The organism is Stenotrophomonas sp. Steno-Z10-BAI, assembly GCF_056393115.1.
Genome location: NZ_JBWJOZ010000005.1, coordinates 175801 through 191102, shown reverse-complemented (window position 1 = coordinate 191102; position 15302 = coordinate 175801). Strand labels below are relative to the sequence as shown.

At 66.4% G+C, this 15302-nt stretch carries 9 protein-coding genes; 6 read left to right on the top strand and 3 right to left on the bottom strand.

Annotation, left to right across the window (positions count from 1 at the left end; genetic code table 11):
• Nucleotides 1–405 precede the first annotated feature (405 nt).
• Nucleotides 406–735 carry a thioredoxin TrxA gene (trxA, locus tag AC06E9_RS14035; protein ID WP_019183509.1) on the top strand — a complete coding sequence of 110 codons (330 nt, stop codon included), beginning with the start codon at nucleotides 406–408 and terminating at the stop codon, nucleotides 733–735.
• Between the two features lie 222 nt (nucleotides 736–957).
• Nucleotides 958–2760, top strand: coding sequence for a transcription termination factor Rho (gene rho / locus AC06E9_RS14030; RefSeq protein ID WP_478056250.1), 1803 nt, complete (start codon nucleotides 958–960; stop codon nucleotides 2758–2760).
• A 60-nt stretch (nucleotides 2761–2820) separates the two neighbouring features.
• On the opposite strand, the gene AC06E9_RS14025 is transcribed toward rho, so the two are convergent.
• On the bottom strand, nucleotides 2821–5352 hold the full coding sequence (locus AC06E9_RS14025) for a glycoside hydrolase family 3 protein (protein ID WP_478056249.1): 2532 nt from the start codon (nucleotides 5350–5352) through the stop codon (nucleotides 2821–2823).
• 389 nt (nucleotides 5353–5741) lie between these two features.
• Here AC06E9_RS14025 and AC06E9_RS14020 point away from each other — a divergent pair, with 389 nt between their 5' ends.
• Nucleotides 5742–6749, top strand: coding sequence for a LacI family DNA-binding transcriptional regulator (locus AC06E9_RS14020; RefSeq protein WP_121041295.1), 1008 nt, complete (start codon nucleotides 5742–5744; stop codon nucleotides 6747–6749).
• 9 nt (nucleotides 6750–6758) lie between these two features.
• On the opposite strand, the gene AC06E9_RS14015 is transcribed toward AC06E9_RS14020, so the two are convergent.
• On the bottom strand, nucleotides 6759–8036 hold the full coding sequence (locus tag AC06E9_RS14015; RefSeq protein WP_183073714.1) for a sugar MFS transporter: 1278 nt from the start codon (nucleotides 8034–8036) through the stop codon (nucleotides 6759–6761).
• A gap of 421 nt (nucleotides 8037–8457) precedes the next feature.
• Here AC06E9_RS14015 and AC06E9_RS14010 point away from each other — a divergent pair, with 421 nt between their 5' ends.
• From AC06E9_RS14010 to AC06E9_RS14000, 3 genes are all read left to right on the top strand, one after another.
• Entirely contained in the window at nucleotides 8458–11469 is a 3012-nt protein-coding gene (locus AC06E9_RS14010) for a TonB-dependent receptor (RefSeq protein ID WP_282261615.1), read from the top strand.
• A 111-nt stretch (nucleotides 11470–11580) separates the two neighbouring features.
• Nucleotides 11581–12597: a cupin-like domain-containing protein gene (locus AC06E9_RS14005; RefSeq protein WP_478056248.1), complete on the top strand. Its 1017-nt coding sequence runs from the start codon at nucleotides 11581–11583 to the stop codon at nucleotides 12595–12597.
• A 174-nt stretch (nucleotides 12598–12771) separates the two neighbouring features.
• Complete coding sequence (locus AC06E9_RS14000; RefSeq protein ID WP_461769601.1) at nucleotides 12772–14358, top strand: sensor domain-containing diguanylate cyclase; 1587 nt, start codon at nucleotides 12772–12774, stop codon at nucleotides 14356–14358.
• Between the two features lie 8 nt (nucleotides 14359–14366).
• Here the strand turns inward: AC06E9_RS14000 and AC06E9_RS13995 are convergent, their stop codons facing one another.
• Nucleotides 14367–15224, bottom strand: coding sequence for an energy transducer TonB (locus AC06E9_RS13995; RefSeq protein WP_478056247.1), 858 nt, complete (start codon nucleotides 15222–15224; stop codon nucleotides 14367–14369).
• Nucleotides 15225–15302 lie beyond the last annotated feature (78 nt).

The following is a 15302-nucleotide window of genomic DNA, read 5'->3' as shown; positions in this document are numbered from 1 at the left end:
AAACCGGGATCACCCGTCTCTCGACCCCGTGAGAATGCCCGCCCGGCGCGCCATTACAGCGCGTTGGAGCGGCTGGCATGCGCTCTGCACCTCGTATTCACCCGCCCTGCCGCCGGTTGAACGGCGCGGCTGGCGGGGCTGGAACCGTCGTCCTGGCCCCCGCATATCAACCGGGATCGTCGCGATAACGCAGGTGGGCGATCACGGGACGCTTCTTTCCAACCAGCGTCTGTCCGGTCACGGCGATAGCGGTACACTGCGCCCCGTGAGCGTCCAGGCATCCGCCGAACGCACCGCTGGCCGCCCGCGGCCACGAGGCACCAGACGAGGGTGACGCCCGCTTGGCGTTGCCCAAATTCAACTTCCTCCGGCCCTGCCGGGTGCATTACCAGACGAGAAACCAAGATGAGCGACAAGGTTGTACATGTCGGCGACGCCGACTTTGATAGCGCAGTGCTGAATTCCAAGGAACCGGTGCTGGTCGATTTCTGGGCCGAATGGTGTGGTCCCTGCAAGATGATCGCCCCGGCGCTGGATGAACTGGCCGACGCCTACAACGGCCGCGCCAAGATCGCCAAGGTCAACGTGGATCAGAACCGCGCCCTGGCTGCCAAGTACCACGTGCGCTCGATCCCGATGCTGCTGGTGTTCAAGGACGGCGAAGTCCAGGCGCAGCAGATCGGTGCCGTCGGCAAGGCCCAGCTGGCCGGCATGCTCGACAAGGCCCTGGCCTGATCGCAGCGGGCAGCCGGCACCGTCCGGCTGCCACGCGGGCCCGTCGCCCGCATGAATGACCCTGCCCCACCCGGCTTGCGCGCCGCCGCGAGCCGGTGTTAGTGTCGGCATATCCGGCCGCATTCGCGCGCCGCATCTTCTGGACGCAGTTTCCTTCCAGATCCTTTCCCAACGTTCGCCGCCCTGCCGGGCGCTCGCACCTTCTAGCGAGGAATCCAGCACTTGTCCGATCTCACTACTTCCGAACCCGGGAGCGCCGACGCGCCCGCCGAGAAGCGCGTGCGCAAGCCGCGCGTCGCCAAGGCCGCCGCCAACACCGCTGCCGAAGCCGGTTCCCCCCCTTCACAACCCGCTCTGCCTCTGGCTGCCGCGTCTGACGCGCCGGCGCCGGCTGCCGCTCCTTCGGCGGCCCCGCAGGCATCGGCGCCGGCAGCTTCTGCCGGTGGCGACGCATCGCCCTCGCAGGGCGGTGGTCAGCAGGACACCGGCGACGGTGGCCAGCGCAACCAGAATGGCCGCAACCAGAACCCGCAGGGCGGGCAGAACCCGTACCAGCAGGGCCAAGGTCAGGGTCAAGGTCAGAATCAAGGCCAAGGCCAAGGCCAGGGTCAGGGCCAAGGCAACCGCCGCGACCGTTTCCGCAATCGCCGCGACCGCAACCGCGGTGGCGATCGCTACAACGACGACGGCATGCCGCAGGACAACGGCGAACAGCAGCCGTTCGTGCGCAGCCAGCAGGCCAACGTGCCCGAAGGCTTCCCGGTCTATTCGCTGAGTGACCTCAAGCGCATGCCGGCACAGAAGCTGCTGGAAATCGCCGAGCAGCTGCAGATCTCCGAAGGCGTGGCCCGCGCCCGCAAGCAGGACGTGATCTTCGCCCTGCTCAAGGTGCTGACCCGTCATGGCGACGGCGTCGCCGCCGATGGCGTGCTGGAAATCCTGCCCGACGGCTTCGGGTTCCTGCGCGCGGCTGAAGCCAGCTACCTGGCCGGCCCGGACGATACCTACATTTCGCCCAGCCAGATCCGCCGCTTCAACCTGCGTACCGGCGATCACCTGTCCGGCCGCATCCGCTTCCCGAAGGACGGCGAGCGCTACTTCGCGCTGTCGATCGTGGACACCATCAACGGTGAGCCGCTGGAAGCGTCCAAGAACAAGGTGCTGTTCGAGAACCTGACCCCGCTGTTCCCGCGCAAGCGCTTCACCCTGGAACGTGGCAACGGTTCGTCCGAAGACATCACCGGCCGCATCCTTGATCTGATGGCACCGCAGGGCAAGGGTCAGCGTTCGCTGATCGTCTCCCAGCCCAAGGCCGGCAAGACGATGATGATGCAGCAGGTGGCCACGGCGATCACCACCAATCATCCGGACGTCCACCTGATCGTGCTGCTGATCGATGAGCGTCCGGAAGAAGTGACGGAAATGCAGCGCACCGTGCGCGGCGAAGTCATCAGCTCCACCTTCGACGAGCCGGCCGCCCGTCACGTGCAGGTTGCCGAAATGGTGATCGAGCGTGCCAAGCGCCTGGTCGAGCACAAGAAGGACGTGGTGATCCTGCTCGACTCGATCACCCGCCTGGCACGTGCGTACAACAACGTGGTGCCCAGCTCGGGCAAGGTGCTGACCGGTGGTGTGGATGCCAACGCCCTGCACCGCCCCAAGCGCTTCTTCGGCGCGGCGCGTAACGTGGAGGAAGGCGGCAGCCTGACCATCATCGCTACCGCGCTGGTCGATACCGGCAGCAAGATGGACGAGGTGATCTACGAAGAGTTCAAGGGCACCGGCAACAGCGAAGTGCACCTGAGCCGTCGTATCTCCGAAAAGCGCGTGTTCCCGGCGATCGACATCAACCGCTCGGGTACCCGCCGTGAAGATCTGCTGATCGAACCGGAACTGCTGCAGAAGATCTGGATCCTGCGCAAGCTGCTGCATCCGATGGATGAAATGGCTGCGATGGAATTCCTGCTCGACAAGATGAAGAACACCAAGTCCAACGACGAGTTCTTCGGTTCGATGAAGCGCTGATCGGCGCATCATCCGGACAGGAAAAGGCCCCGCATTGCGGGGCCTTTTTCATTACGGGACTCAGGGACAGGTCACGGCCCCCTCCACCCCGGCACTGTTGGTCGACACCCGCACCTGGGTGAACGCCGCCGCGAACGGCTTGTCCGCCGTCACCACGAACGGCGCTTCCACCGCCCCCAGATCCACCCCGTGCCTGGCAAAGCACGCCAGCGGTACGGTCACGGTCTGCTTCTGCCCCGGCGCCAGTCTGGCCAGCACCGGGGCGATATCCACGCCGCCCTCGCAGCCCGTGCCGCACTGCATGGTCACCTTCACCGGTGAAGCCGGACGGTGCACCAGCTGTACGTCGAACTGCAGCGCACCCTGGGTGCGGGCCAGCGCGCCCAGGTTGCGACGCGAGCTGCTGCGTGCCAGCAGTTGCGCCGGTGCCAGCCAGGTCACTTCCTTCGCGTCCTGCTGAGTGTTGATCTGCACGGTGCGCACCTGTACCACGGGCGCGGCGGTCGGCCAGCGCAGCGTGGCATTGAGATCGTTGCCCAGCGGCTGGGTCGCGCCGCCGGCCGCCACATGCAGCGCGAACGGCGGCGTGTCAGCCCGGTTGAAGATCGGCAGGGTGGTCACTTCGCCACAGTTGTCCGGGTTGGCTTCGGGCAGGCGGGCAACCTTGCCCGGCGTGCGATAGCTCAGGCCGTGGCCCAGCGCGAACAGGGGGGGCTGCTTCGGATCCGGGCGGTCGATCGGCGCCGGGCAGGGAACGCCCGGCCACGGGAAGCTCAGGCGCCCGCGGAAGTCATGCGCGGGCCTGCCGTCCTTGCCGGCCACCAGCACATCGGTGATGCCCTTGCCCTCGGTGCCCGGCAGCCACGCCGCCACGAAGGCCTGCGATTGGTTGAGCAGGTCGTTGGTGTACATCGGGCGCCCGGAGAAGTACACGGTCACCACCGGCTTGCCGCTGGCCTGGGCCGCGCGCAGCACCGCCAGATCCTGCGGATAGGCGCGGCTGTGGCTGACCGAATCAGAGGCCAGGATGTCGCCGTTGGTCTCGGCATACGGCGTCTCGCCGATCACCGCCACGACCACATCGAACCCGGTCGGATCGAGCGCCGTCGCATCGGCGCTGTAGGCAACCCGCTGTGTGCCCAGCTCGGCACGCAACGCACCGAGCACCGAATCGGCATGGGGGAAATCGGCATTGCGGTTCTCAGTGCCCTGCCAGGTCAGCGACCAGCCGCCGGACTGGTCGGACAGGTTGTCGGCACTCTTGCCGACCACCATGACGCGTGCATCGCGGCGCAGCGGCAGCACCTTGGCATCGTTCTTGAGCAGCACCAGCGACTCGCGCACCGCCTGGCGCGCCAGCTCACGGTGCTGCACGGCAGCGACATCACCGGCGTAGCGGCTGTCCGACGGCTTGTGATCGAACAGGCCTGCACGCAGCTTCACGCGCAGGATCCGGGTGACCGCATCATCGATGCGCGCCATCGGGATCTCCCCGCTCTCCACCTGGGCCACCGTGTTGGCGATGAAGGCCTTCCAGTCGTCGGGCACCATCACCATGTCGATGCCGGCGTTGATCGCCTGCGCGCAGCTGTCGTTGCGGCACCCGGGTACCTGGGCAATGCCGTTCCAGTCCGAGACGACGAAACCGTCGAAGCCCATCTTCTCTTTCAGCGCACCGGTCAACAGGGCTTTGTTGCCGTGCATCTTGCCGTAGTCGACGCCGCCACTGCGGTCGTTCCAACTGTTGAACGAGGCCATCACCGTCTGCACGCCTTCGCCGAGCGCGCCGTAGTAGCCCTGCCCGTGCACGTTGATCATCGTGGCCTTGTCGACCAGCGCCTCGCCCTGGTCGCGGCCGTTGTCGGTCGCGCCATCGCCGATGTAGTGCTTGGCAGTGGCGACTACGTTGCCGTCATCGCCGAAGCGTCCCTGGGCGCCCTTGACGTAAGCCTGGGCGAATTCGCGGATCACGTGCGGATCGGAGGAATAGCTTTCGTAGGTGCGGCCCCAGCGTGGATCATGCGCCACCGCCAGGGTCGGCGCGAACACCCAGTCGATGCCGGTCGCGCGCACCGCGTGTGCGGTGGCCTGGCCGATCCGCTCGATCAGGGCGGCATCCCCCGCCGCGCCCAGACCGATGTTGTGCGGGAACAGCGTGGCACCGTAGACGTTGTTGTGGCCGTGCACCGCATCGGTGCCCCAGATCACCGGGATCGGCGTGCGTGCATCGGTGGCCAGCGAGGCCGCGCGATACGCATCGGCCAGCTGCAGCCACTGTGCCACCGTGGCGTGCTTGTCCATGCCCGGCCAGGAGCCGCCACCATTGAGAACCGAGCCGATGTAGTACTGGCGGACCTCGTCGGGGGTGATCATCTTGATCTCGGGCTGGGTCATCTGGCCCACCTTCTGCGCCAGCGTCATCTGCGCCACGATCTCCCGCACCCGCGCCTCAAGCGCGGCATCCGGACCGATCGCGCTGGTCACGTGGGGCCAGTCCTGCAGGCGTTCACCGGTGGCCGGTGCGGCACCGGCCGTCGAGGCCAGCGCGGCCAACAGGCAGGTGGCGAGAATCGTCTTGTTGAAGCTGGTCACTGGACATCTTCCTCTGATGAAATACGCGCGAACGGGACGGGCGCGACCGCAGCCGGGCACCGCTCGCGCTGCGATGTCGATGGCCGGCAGGGTAGCGATGCTGCGTCGGTCAGCGCCCTTGTCTGACAGCGCTGTCATATAAGCCCATGGCAACGCTGTCAACCGCCTGCCGGCAGGGTTGCAGCCGAAGTCCCGCTGCAGCAGGGATCGCCGGCGTAGCGCGTGTCCGACCCTCCCGTGAACTGCTGCATCGCGGCATGGAAAAACACGAACCCGCCACGCACGCCGCCGGCATGGCAACATCCGCCTGCATCGGCAACATCGATGTGACACACGCGCACTACCATCGGCATCTGCCCGCCCGCCCCTCCAAGAGGAACCCCCGCACCATGCGTAGTCGTATCGAGGATGTCGCCGCCGTTGCGGGTGTATCGATCAAGACGGTGTCCCGCGTGCTCAACAACGAGCCCAACGTGCGCGCGGAAACCCGTGATCGCGTGCTGGCCGCGGTGGCCCGCCTCGGCTACAAGCCCAATCTCTCCGCGCGCAGCTTGGCCGGTCAGCGCTCGTATGCGCTGGCGCTGGTCTACAACAACCCCTCGCGCAATTACCTGATGGAAATCCAGAACGGGATGCTGGAGGCCTGCCACGCCAACCACTACAACCTGATCCTGGGCCCGGTCGGCACGGCGCGCCGTACCCTGCCCGATCTGGCCGCGCTGTTCGAGAATTCGCGCCCCGACGGGGTGGTGCTGATCCCGCCACTGACCGACGACGCCGTGGTGCTGGCCTATCTGGACGAGCACGAGATTCCGTATGCCTCCATTGCGCCGCGGCACCCCGAGGGCTGCATCGGCGTGCGCATGGACGAGACCACAGCGGTGATTGAACTGATCGGCCATCTGGTCGCGCAGGGCCATCGCCGCATCGGCCACATCAAGGGCCCGCGCGCGCACGGCGCCTGCCAGTGGCGCCACGCCGGCTATCGCCAGGCGTTGCGCCAGTATGCAATCGAGTACGATCCGGCGCTGGTCGTCAACGGCCAGTTCTCGTTCGAATCCGGCATCGATGCGGCCAACGCACTGTTGGATCTGCCAGAGCCGCCCACGGCGATCTTCGCCGCCAACGACGACATGGCCGCCGCCGTGTTCCGCGTCGCCGGCCAACGCGGCCTGCGCATCCCCCGGGACCTGTCGGTCTGCGGTTTCGATGACACCCCGATTGCCGGCCACATCTACCCGGCACTGACCACGGTGCGGCAGCCGACCGCCGCCATGGGGCGGCTGGCCACCGAGCAGTTGATCGATCGCATCCGCTCGCCGGAGGCCGGCACCATGGTCACCGTCGATCACGCGGTGCTGGTGCGCGAATCCACGCACCCACCGCGTCGCCGCTGACCGCCTGCCTCAGCCGCTGTGGCGTGAACCGCGCCACGCGTAGAACGCAATGAACAGGTAGCACAGCATCGGCAGCAGGAAAGACACCTGCAGCCCATGATGGTCGGCCAGCCAGCCCATCGCCAGCGGGATCACCGCCCCACCGACGATCGCCATCACCAACAGGCTCGATGCCTGGCCGGTCAGCGTACCGAGGCGGGCAATCGCCAGCGCGAAGATGGTCGGGAACATGATCGAGTTGAACAGGCCGATGCTGACCACGCTCCACTTGGCCAGGTTGCCGGTGCCCAGCATCGTCACCGCCAGCAGGGCCATCACGATCAGCGCGAAGACCCCCAACATGCGGCGCGGATCCAGACGGGTCAGCAATGCCGCACCGAGCAGACGCCCGACCAGCGCACCGCCCCAGTACAACGATACGTAACGGGTGGCTTCCTGCTCGGTCAGCCCCTCACCGATACCCGGCATCGAGAGGAAGTTGACCAGCACGCTGCCGATCGACACTTCCGCACCCACATAGAAGAAGATCGCCAGCACGCCATAGCGCAGGTGGCGGTGGCGCAGCGCATCGCGCAGGCGGCCCCTGCCGGTGGCAGCCTCGCCTTCCACGCCGGGAATGGTCGGCAGGCGGAACATCCAGATCGCCACTGCCAGCACGAACAGCGCCACTGCCAGGCCGAAGTACGGCACCTGCACCGATTGCGCTTCAGCAGCGCGATACGCGAGCGCTTCAGCGTGCGGCAGCAGCGCCAGTTCATCGGCCGTACGCGGCGCGGCCGAGAGGATCAGCAGGCCACCGAACAGCGGCGCGATGGTGGTGCCCAGCGCATTCATCGATTGCGCCAATGTCAGCCGGCTGGAACTGGTCTGTTCCGGCCCGAGCAGCGCAACGTAGGGATTGGCGGCGACCTGCAGCACGGTGATGCCGGTGGCCAGCACGAACAGCGCCCCCAGGAACAGACCGTATACGTGCGCCTGCGCGGCCGGCCAGAACAGCAGCGCACCGACACCGGCAATGGCCAGCCCGGCCACGATGCCGCGCTTGTAGCCCACCGCCGCGACCAGGCGCCCCGCCGGCAGTGACATCAGGAAGTACGCACCGAAGAAGGTGAACTGGACCAGCATCGCCTGCACCCAGGTCAGCGCGAATGCCGCCTTGAGGTGCGGGATCAGGATGTCGTTGAGGCAGGTGAGGAAGCCCCACATGAAAAAGATGGCGGTGACCACGGCCAGTGCAACGCCATTGCTTTGCACATGTTGTCCGCGGACGGCAGCAGGAGTGTCCATTGCATGTCCTTCCAGATTGGGAGTGCCGGCCAGTCGGCGGCCAGACATGGAACCTGCTTGGACCGCGATTGTCCAGCGCTGTCAGCAATCGGATCGGGCGGTCGGCCCATGCAGCGGCGCACGCACCCGAATGCCTTCGCGCAGTTTCGTTCTGCACTGCACAACGGATCAGCATCGCCAATCCGGCTGCGCATGTCCCGGCAGAATCGGGCCACAACACCGGCGTTGCAGTGTTTCCGCCGCACGCGCGGCCGTCCCGACTGCAACGCACGACACCCGTCGCTGCCGGTCGCAAGCGCATCGCCACGTGCGTTTGTTGACAACGCTGTCAACCATGGCTCCAATCCGGGCCGTGCGCACTGGACCCCGCGCCGACACAACGCAGAACCGCCACGATCGAATTCCCTGGGGAGGGATCATCATGAAGACGTACAAGGCCGTACCCCGCAAGGCGATGCTCACCTCCGCACTTCTCGCTGTCCTGGCCGGCCCGGCCTGGGCGCAGGATCCCGCGGCCCGAGAGAACACCACGACGGCCCCCGATGGCGTCGATCCCACCACGCTCGATACGGTGCAGGTCACCGGTATCCGTGGCAGCCTCACCTCGTCGATGAACCTCAAGCGCGACAGCCAGGGTGTGGTCGACGGCATCGTTGCCGAGGACATCGGCAAGTTCCCGGATACCAACCTGGCCGAATCGCTGCAGCGCATCAGCGGCGTCTCGATCGACCGCACCGCCAGTGGCGAAGGCTCCAAAGTCACCGTGCGCGGCATCGGCCCGGACTACAACCTGGTGCTGCTCAACGGGCGGCAGATGCCGGCCTCCAATCTCGGCGCCGGCGGCGCCGGCCTGAACAGCTCGCGTTCGTTCGATTTCGCCAACCTGGCCGCCGAGTCGGTGTCGGCGGTGGAGGTCTACAAGACCGGCCGTGCCGACAATCCGGCCGGTGGCATCGGTGCGACGATCAACATCAAGACGATGCGCCCGTTGGAATCCGAGCCGGTGATCAGCCTCGGGCTGAAGGCGGTCAACGATTCCTCCAACGACAACCTGCCGCGCACGCTGCAGGGCTCGAAAGTGACCGGCGAACTGTCGGGCATCTTCAGCCAGACCTACGCCGATGGCCGCTTCGGCGTGGCGCTGAGCGCCAGCCACCAGGAACGCGACTCGGGCTTCAACCAAGCCACCGTGGCCGAGGGCTGGGCGACCTTCCGCGGTAATGAAGCCAGCGACTGGCGTGCCTTGCCGCTGCCGGGCCAGGGCTATTCGGACCGCATCACCAACCGTCCGGATCCCGACGATATCTACGGCCGCCCGCAGAACACCGCGTACAACGTCAATGGCGTACAGCGCCAGCGCACCAACGGCCAGGCCACGTTCCAGTGGAAGCCGGCCGACAACATCACCACCACGCTGGACTACACCTTCGTCGAGAACAAGGTGCAGCAGCAGCGCAGCGAGCTGTCGGTCTGGTTCAACTACGGTCCGGGCGACAGCACCTGGACCAATGGCCCGATCGCAGCACCGATCATCTACAGCGAAGACATGACCGGCTCGGACGTCTCGATGGGCGGTATGAAGCTGGCCACCAAGAACTCGATGGACTCGCTGGGCTTCAACGTCGATTGGGAAGTCAACGACGCACTGGAGCTGTCCTTCGACGTCCACAACTCGACCGCCGAATCGCAGCCGGACGGCCCCTACGGCTCGGCCGGCGTGCTCGGCGTGGCCGCCTTCGTGCGCGGCACCACCACCGTGGACTACAGCGGCGACCTGCCGATCATCCACATGGACCTGCCGCCGGGCGGCGTGCAGGCCTCCGATGCGCTGGTCACCGGCTCGGTCTTCCAGAACAGCTACAACAAGTCCAAGGTCGAGCAGTACCAAGGCCGCGGTACGTTCAAGTTCGCCGATTACTCGGCCTTGGATTTCGGCGTCGGCTACACCCAGGTGGAGAACCGCTCGGCCTCGGCGATCATGCAGCGCAACAGCTGGGGTGGCCTGGGCAATCCGTCGGACTACGATGACAACATCTGGTACGCCGACGACATGAGCCGCTACTTCAAGGCGTTCTCCGGCCACAACGATCCGCGCATGACCGGCCGCTTCCTGGTGTTCGATTTCGACCGCCTGCGTGCGCAGGCTGCCGGGGTCGCCACCGATGCCGAACCGGCCTGCCCGACCTGCTATGTCGCCCCGACCGAGTACTCCGAGGACATCCGCACCACGGAGAAATCCAAGAGCGCCTACGCGCAGTACCGTACGACGTTCGAGTGGTCGATGCCGCTGCACGTGGCCGCCGGTGTGCGTTACGAGCAGACCGAAGTGGAATCGCAGGCGCTGGTCCGCCTCCCGACCGGGATCAGCTGGGGCTCGGCCAACGAGTTCAACGTCACCTACGACGCCAACGGTACGTTCGTCGGCGGTACCGGCAAGTACAACTACGTGCTGCCCAACCTCGATCTGAAGCTGGACATCAACGATGCGCTGGCGCTGCGTGGCAGCTACAGCCGCAGCATCGGCCGCCCAGGCTGGACGCAGATCCAGAGCGGCTCGCGGGTGGACGACATCGTGCGCACCCAGGGCGGTACCGGCTCGCGCGGCAACCCGGGGCTGGAACCGCTGGTCTCGGACAACTTCGACCTGTCGCTGGAGTGGTATTACGGGGAATCCAGCTACGCCTCGGTCGGCTTCTTCCGCAAGAACATCAAGAACTTCATCAGCAACACCATCGTGCGCGAGAACACCGGCACCCTGCACACACCGGTGGGCGGCGCGTACTGGAACGAGGCGCTGGGGTCGGGCTGCGGCGCCACCGACATGCCCTGCATCCGCGATTACATCTTCACCAACCATGCCGGCGACCCGGGCGTGACCTACACCGGCCGCAATTCGGCCGGGCAGATGACCGGCACCATCGTCGGCCAGCCGGGCGACCCGGTGGCCGGGTTCGACACCACCGTGCCGGCCAACCAGCACTCCGATCACCTGGATGGCTGGGAACTGGCCGTGCAGCACCTGTTCGGCCAGTCAGGCTTCGGCCTGGCGGCCAACTACACCAAGGTGAAGTCCGGCCTGACCTTCGATAACTACAGCCTGGGCGACCAGTACCCGATGATCGGCTTGAGCGACTCGGCGAACCTCGTGGCGTTCTACGAAAAGAATGCCTGGCAGGTACGTGCGGCCTACAACTGGCGCGACAAGTTCCTCAACGGCATCGGCGGCCAGGGCCCCAACCCGAACTACACCGAAGCCTACGGCCAGCTCGATCTCAACATCAGCTATGCGGTCAGCGACCAGCTGACGCTGAGTCTGGAGGCGATCAACCTGACCGACGAGACCATGCGCACCTACGCACGCCATTCCAACATGCTGCGCTACGCCACCCAGACCGGGCCGCGTTACATGTTCGGCGTGCGCTACAAGTTCTGACTCGGTTGTTCCGACCTGCAGCACCGAAAGGCCGCGCTCACCCCGCGGCCTTTCGCTTCCCGCACCTCCACGCTACCGTGGGTACCACCCGCCCCTGCTGACAGGATGCCGATGTCCGCCATGCCCGGCCCGATCGAAGAACTGCATGATCTGGATCCGGCGCAGCTGCACACGCAGTTGCCCGGCTGGACGACACCGAAAGTGATCCGCGGGCTGGTGGCGCAGTGGCCGCTGGTCAGCGCGGCGACGCAGTCCGCACAGGCGGCGGTCGCCCATCTCAAACAGTTCGACCACGGCACGATGCCGGTCACCGCTACCACGGCGCCGCCGGAGGCCAAGGGGCGTGTGTTCTACAACGCAGACATGAGCGGCTTCAATTTCCGCCGCGAGCAGATTCCGTTGAAGGTCGTGCTCGACACCCTGCTCAAGTACGCCACCGCGCCGACGCCGCCATCGATCTACGTCGCCTCGACCACGCTGGACAGTTTCCTGCCCGGCTTCCGCCAGGCCAATACGCTGGCGCTCGGCGTGGACGATCCGCTGGCCAGTATCTGGGTCGGCAACCGCTCGCGTATCGCCGCGCACCAGGACGTGCCGGACAACCTGGCCTGCGTGGCTGCCGGCGGCCGCCGGGTCACCCTGTTTCCGCCGGCGCAGGTGGGCAATCTGTATATCGGGCCACTGGACTTCACGCCGGCCGGGCAGGCCGTCAGCCTGGTCGACTTCGCCGCACCGGACCTGGAACGCTTCCCGCGCTTCAGCCAGGCGCTGGCCCACGCGCAGGTGGCCGACCTCGGCCCCGGCGATGCGGTGTTCATTCCCTCGTTGTGGTGGCACCACATGGAGGGGCTGGAGGCATTCAATGTACTGGTCAATTACTGGTGGCGGCCGGTGCCGGCGTGGCGGGATGCGCCGATGAACGCACTGATGCTCTCGTTGCTGGCCATCCGCGATCTACCACCGGCGCAGCGTGCGCATTGGCAGGCGATGTTCCAGCACTACGTCTTCGAGGCCGATGACCACACCGCCGCGCATATTCCCGAAACGGTGCGCGGCGTGCTCGGGCCGCTCGACCCGGCCGGCGCCGATCATCTGCGCAGCGTGCTGCGCAAGCGCCTGGAGCGCTGAACGGGCCACCACGGCGGCGCCGACTTCACCCACGTGGGGGTGTAATCCGCAATAATCGCCGCCCAACGAGTTGTTGACCGCCCGGGGGCGGGGTCGTGCGCTCCTGACTGTTTCGCTGCTGCCGTTCCATCCGCATGTTCGGGTTGGTGCTGCACCCTGCTGCCCGTGAACCGCATGCGTCCGTTGTCCACCCGCCTGAACCTGGGCAAGTTGATCCTCGCCCTTGCCCTGCTCAGCGCGCTCATCGCGCTGGCCAATACCCTGCATGCCAGCTACCGCGTGCAGCGTGAGCAGCTGATCGGCAATACGCTGGAAGCCAACCGTGTGTATGCCAGCAAGCTGGCCGAGTCGACCCAGAACTTCGTTCTGTCAGCGCAGCAGCAGGTGGCCTACAGCGCCACCCTGCTCGGCCAGCGTGTGCACGATCACAGCGAACTGGAAGCAGAAGCTGCACGTCTGCAACTGCAGACCAACAGCTTCAACTCGGTGCTGATCGTGGATGCCGGCGGTACCGTGCTGGCGACCTCCCCGCAGAGCCTGGCCCTGCAGGGCGTGCTGCTCAAGAGCGCCGGCAACCGCGATGCCCTGGAGCGCCGCGTGCCCTTCATCAGCGACCCCTACCAGGCCGCGACCGGGCGCCTGGTGGTAGCGATTTCGCATCCGATCTTCTCCGCGCAGGGAAGGTACCAGGGCTATGTCAGCGGCACGATCTACCTGCGCCAGCGCAGCATCCTGCAATCGCTGCTGGGCAAGCACTATTACCGCGATGGGTCGTACCTGTACGTCGTCGACCGCAACGGCCGCATCCTGTACCACATCGAACAGGACCGGGTCGGCCAGTTCGCGCTGGAGAACCCGGCCGTGCAGGCGGTCACCCGGGGCCACTCCGGCGCGCAGCAGGTACGCAACAGCCACGGCGTGCAGATGCTGGCCGGGTACGCGCCGGTGCCGAGCGTCGGCTGGGGCGTGGTAGCGCAGCGGCCGACCGCGGCCACGCTGGCATCGCTGTCCAAGCTGATGTCGGCGGTGATCTGGAATGCGATTCCGCTGGGCATCCTGTCGCTGCTGATCACCTGGTGGTTCGCGCGGCGCATCTCGCTGCCGCTATGGCAGCTGGCGCGCAACGTGCAGAACCGCGACACCGGCATCGCGATCCGCCACGTCACCGGTATCCGCGCCTGGTACTACGAAGTCGCCCAGCTCAAAACCGCCCTGCTGTACAGCTTCAACCTGCTGCAGGACCGCATCGGCAAGCTCAACCGCGCCAGCATGACCGATCCCCTCACCGGCCTGCAGAACCGGCGCGGCCTGCAGCAGGGGCTGGAAGACTGGCAGGCACGCGGCCAGCCGTTCGGGATCATCGCGCTGGACATCGACCGCTTCAAGAGCATCAACGACCGCTTCGGTCATGCGGTCGGCGATGCGGTGATTCTGCGCATCGCGCAATTGATGCGCGATGGCTCACGCGACACCGATCTGCTCTGCCGCAACGGCGGTGAGGAGTTCCTGATCCTGCTGCCGGGCATCGCTGTCCTCGATGCCGCGCAGGTGGCCGAGCGCCTGCGCATCCAGGTGGCCGCCGAGGTAGTCGAGCAGGTCGGCACGGTCACCGTGTCGCTGGGCGTGGCCCACTACCCGACCTATCACGATGATCCTCAGCAGGCGCTGCGGTTGGCCGACAAGGCCCTGTACATGGCCAAGGAACAGGGCCGCAACCGCACCGTGGTGTACCCGCAGCCCGACGGCCCGGCTACCGGTTGAGGCAAGGGTCAGATGCCCAGCGGGGTACGCAGGCGCGGCGCGTTGGGGTCGCCGGCCAGCGTAGCCGAACCGTCGGTCAGCAGATCCGGCGAGAAGCCGGCGCTCTCCGGGCGCGTGGACCACGGGATGGCGTTGCGCGGCCCTGGAATGTAAGCGCGCCACTGCGCCAGGTCGTCAGGCATGGCGGTGTCGATCGCGAAACTGACCGGCACGCGGTAGGTGCGGAACGGCGCCTCCAGGCTGGCGTCCTCTGCGCTCAGCGGAAAACGCCACTTGCGCGCGGCATCCAGCGATGCCTTGCCCAGGCGCCTGCGGGTGAGATCCATCTGGGCCGCCGTCCCCGTGCTTCTCAGATTCACCTGTTCGGCGAACTGGTCGACCACACGCCCTTCGCGGTCAACCTTCAGTGCGAGGTACACGGTGCCCTGCCCCCCCACGCGGAAGACTTCGGCGGGGTAGCGCGGGGGCGGCGTATGGGCCTGGGATTTGATCTCACGTCCCGAGGCATCCTTCGGGGCGCCATCGAAATGTGCACTGATCAGTCGCACGTTGAACGTATCGTTCGCACCCGGTTGCGCGACGACACGCACGGTCATCCGCGCGTCCATCGGTACCGGGGCGCCGTCACGCACATTCGGCTCGAATTCCCAGTTCTTCACGGAGTCGCGCACCAGCGTGGCCACTGCCTCCGGAAGCATGTCCTGCTTGTCGATCTCCAGCGCAGTGATGCGGCCGTCGTCGCCAATGGCGAGGGTGCCCTCGACACGCATGCCCATTTCCACCGGCACATCGGCCGACGGCTTGGCCGCGTGCGCTGGCGCTGCTGCCAACACCAGTGCCACGGCGATTCCCTTGATGATGTCCATCCTGCTGTTGCTCCTTATACGATCCATCGTGTTCGATATCGTCAGCATAACGACTGCTGATCCCGTGTCCAATCGCAT

Excerpts from the sequence above, each read along its gene's own strand:
- AC06E9_RS14000 (WP_461769601.1), top strand. The coding sequence starts at position 12,772 with ATGCGTCCGTTGTCCACCCGCCTGAACCTGGGCAAGTTGATCCTCGCC.
- trxA (WP_019183509.1), top strand. The coding sequence starts at position 406 with ATGAGCGACAAGGTTGTACATGTCGGCGACGCCGACTTTGATAGCGCA.
- AC06E9_RS13995 (WP_478056247.1), bottom strand. The coding sequence starts at position 15,224 with ATGGACATCATCAAGGGAATCGCCGTGGCACTGGTGTTGGCAGCAGCG.
- AC06E9_RS14010 (WP_282261615.1), top strand. The coding sequence starts at position 8,458 with ATGAAGACGTACAAGGCCGTACCCCGCAAGGCGATGCTCACCTCCGCA.
- AC06E9_RS14015 (WP_183073714.1), bottom strand. The coding sequence starts at position 8,036 with ATGGACACTCCTGCTGCCGTCCGCGGACAACATGTGCAAAGCAATGGC.
- AC06E9_RS14020 (WP_121041295.1), top strand. The coding sequence starts at position 5,742 with ATGCGTAGTCGTATCGAGGATGTCGCCGCCGTTGCGGGTGTATCGATC.
- AC06E9_RS14005 (WP_478056248.1), top strand. The coding sequence starts at position 11,581 with ATGTCCGCCATGCCCGGCCCGATCGAAGAACTGCATGATCTGGATCCG.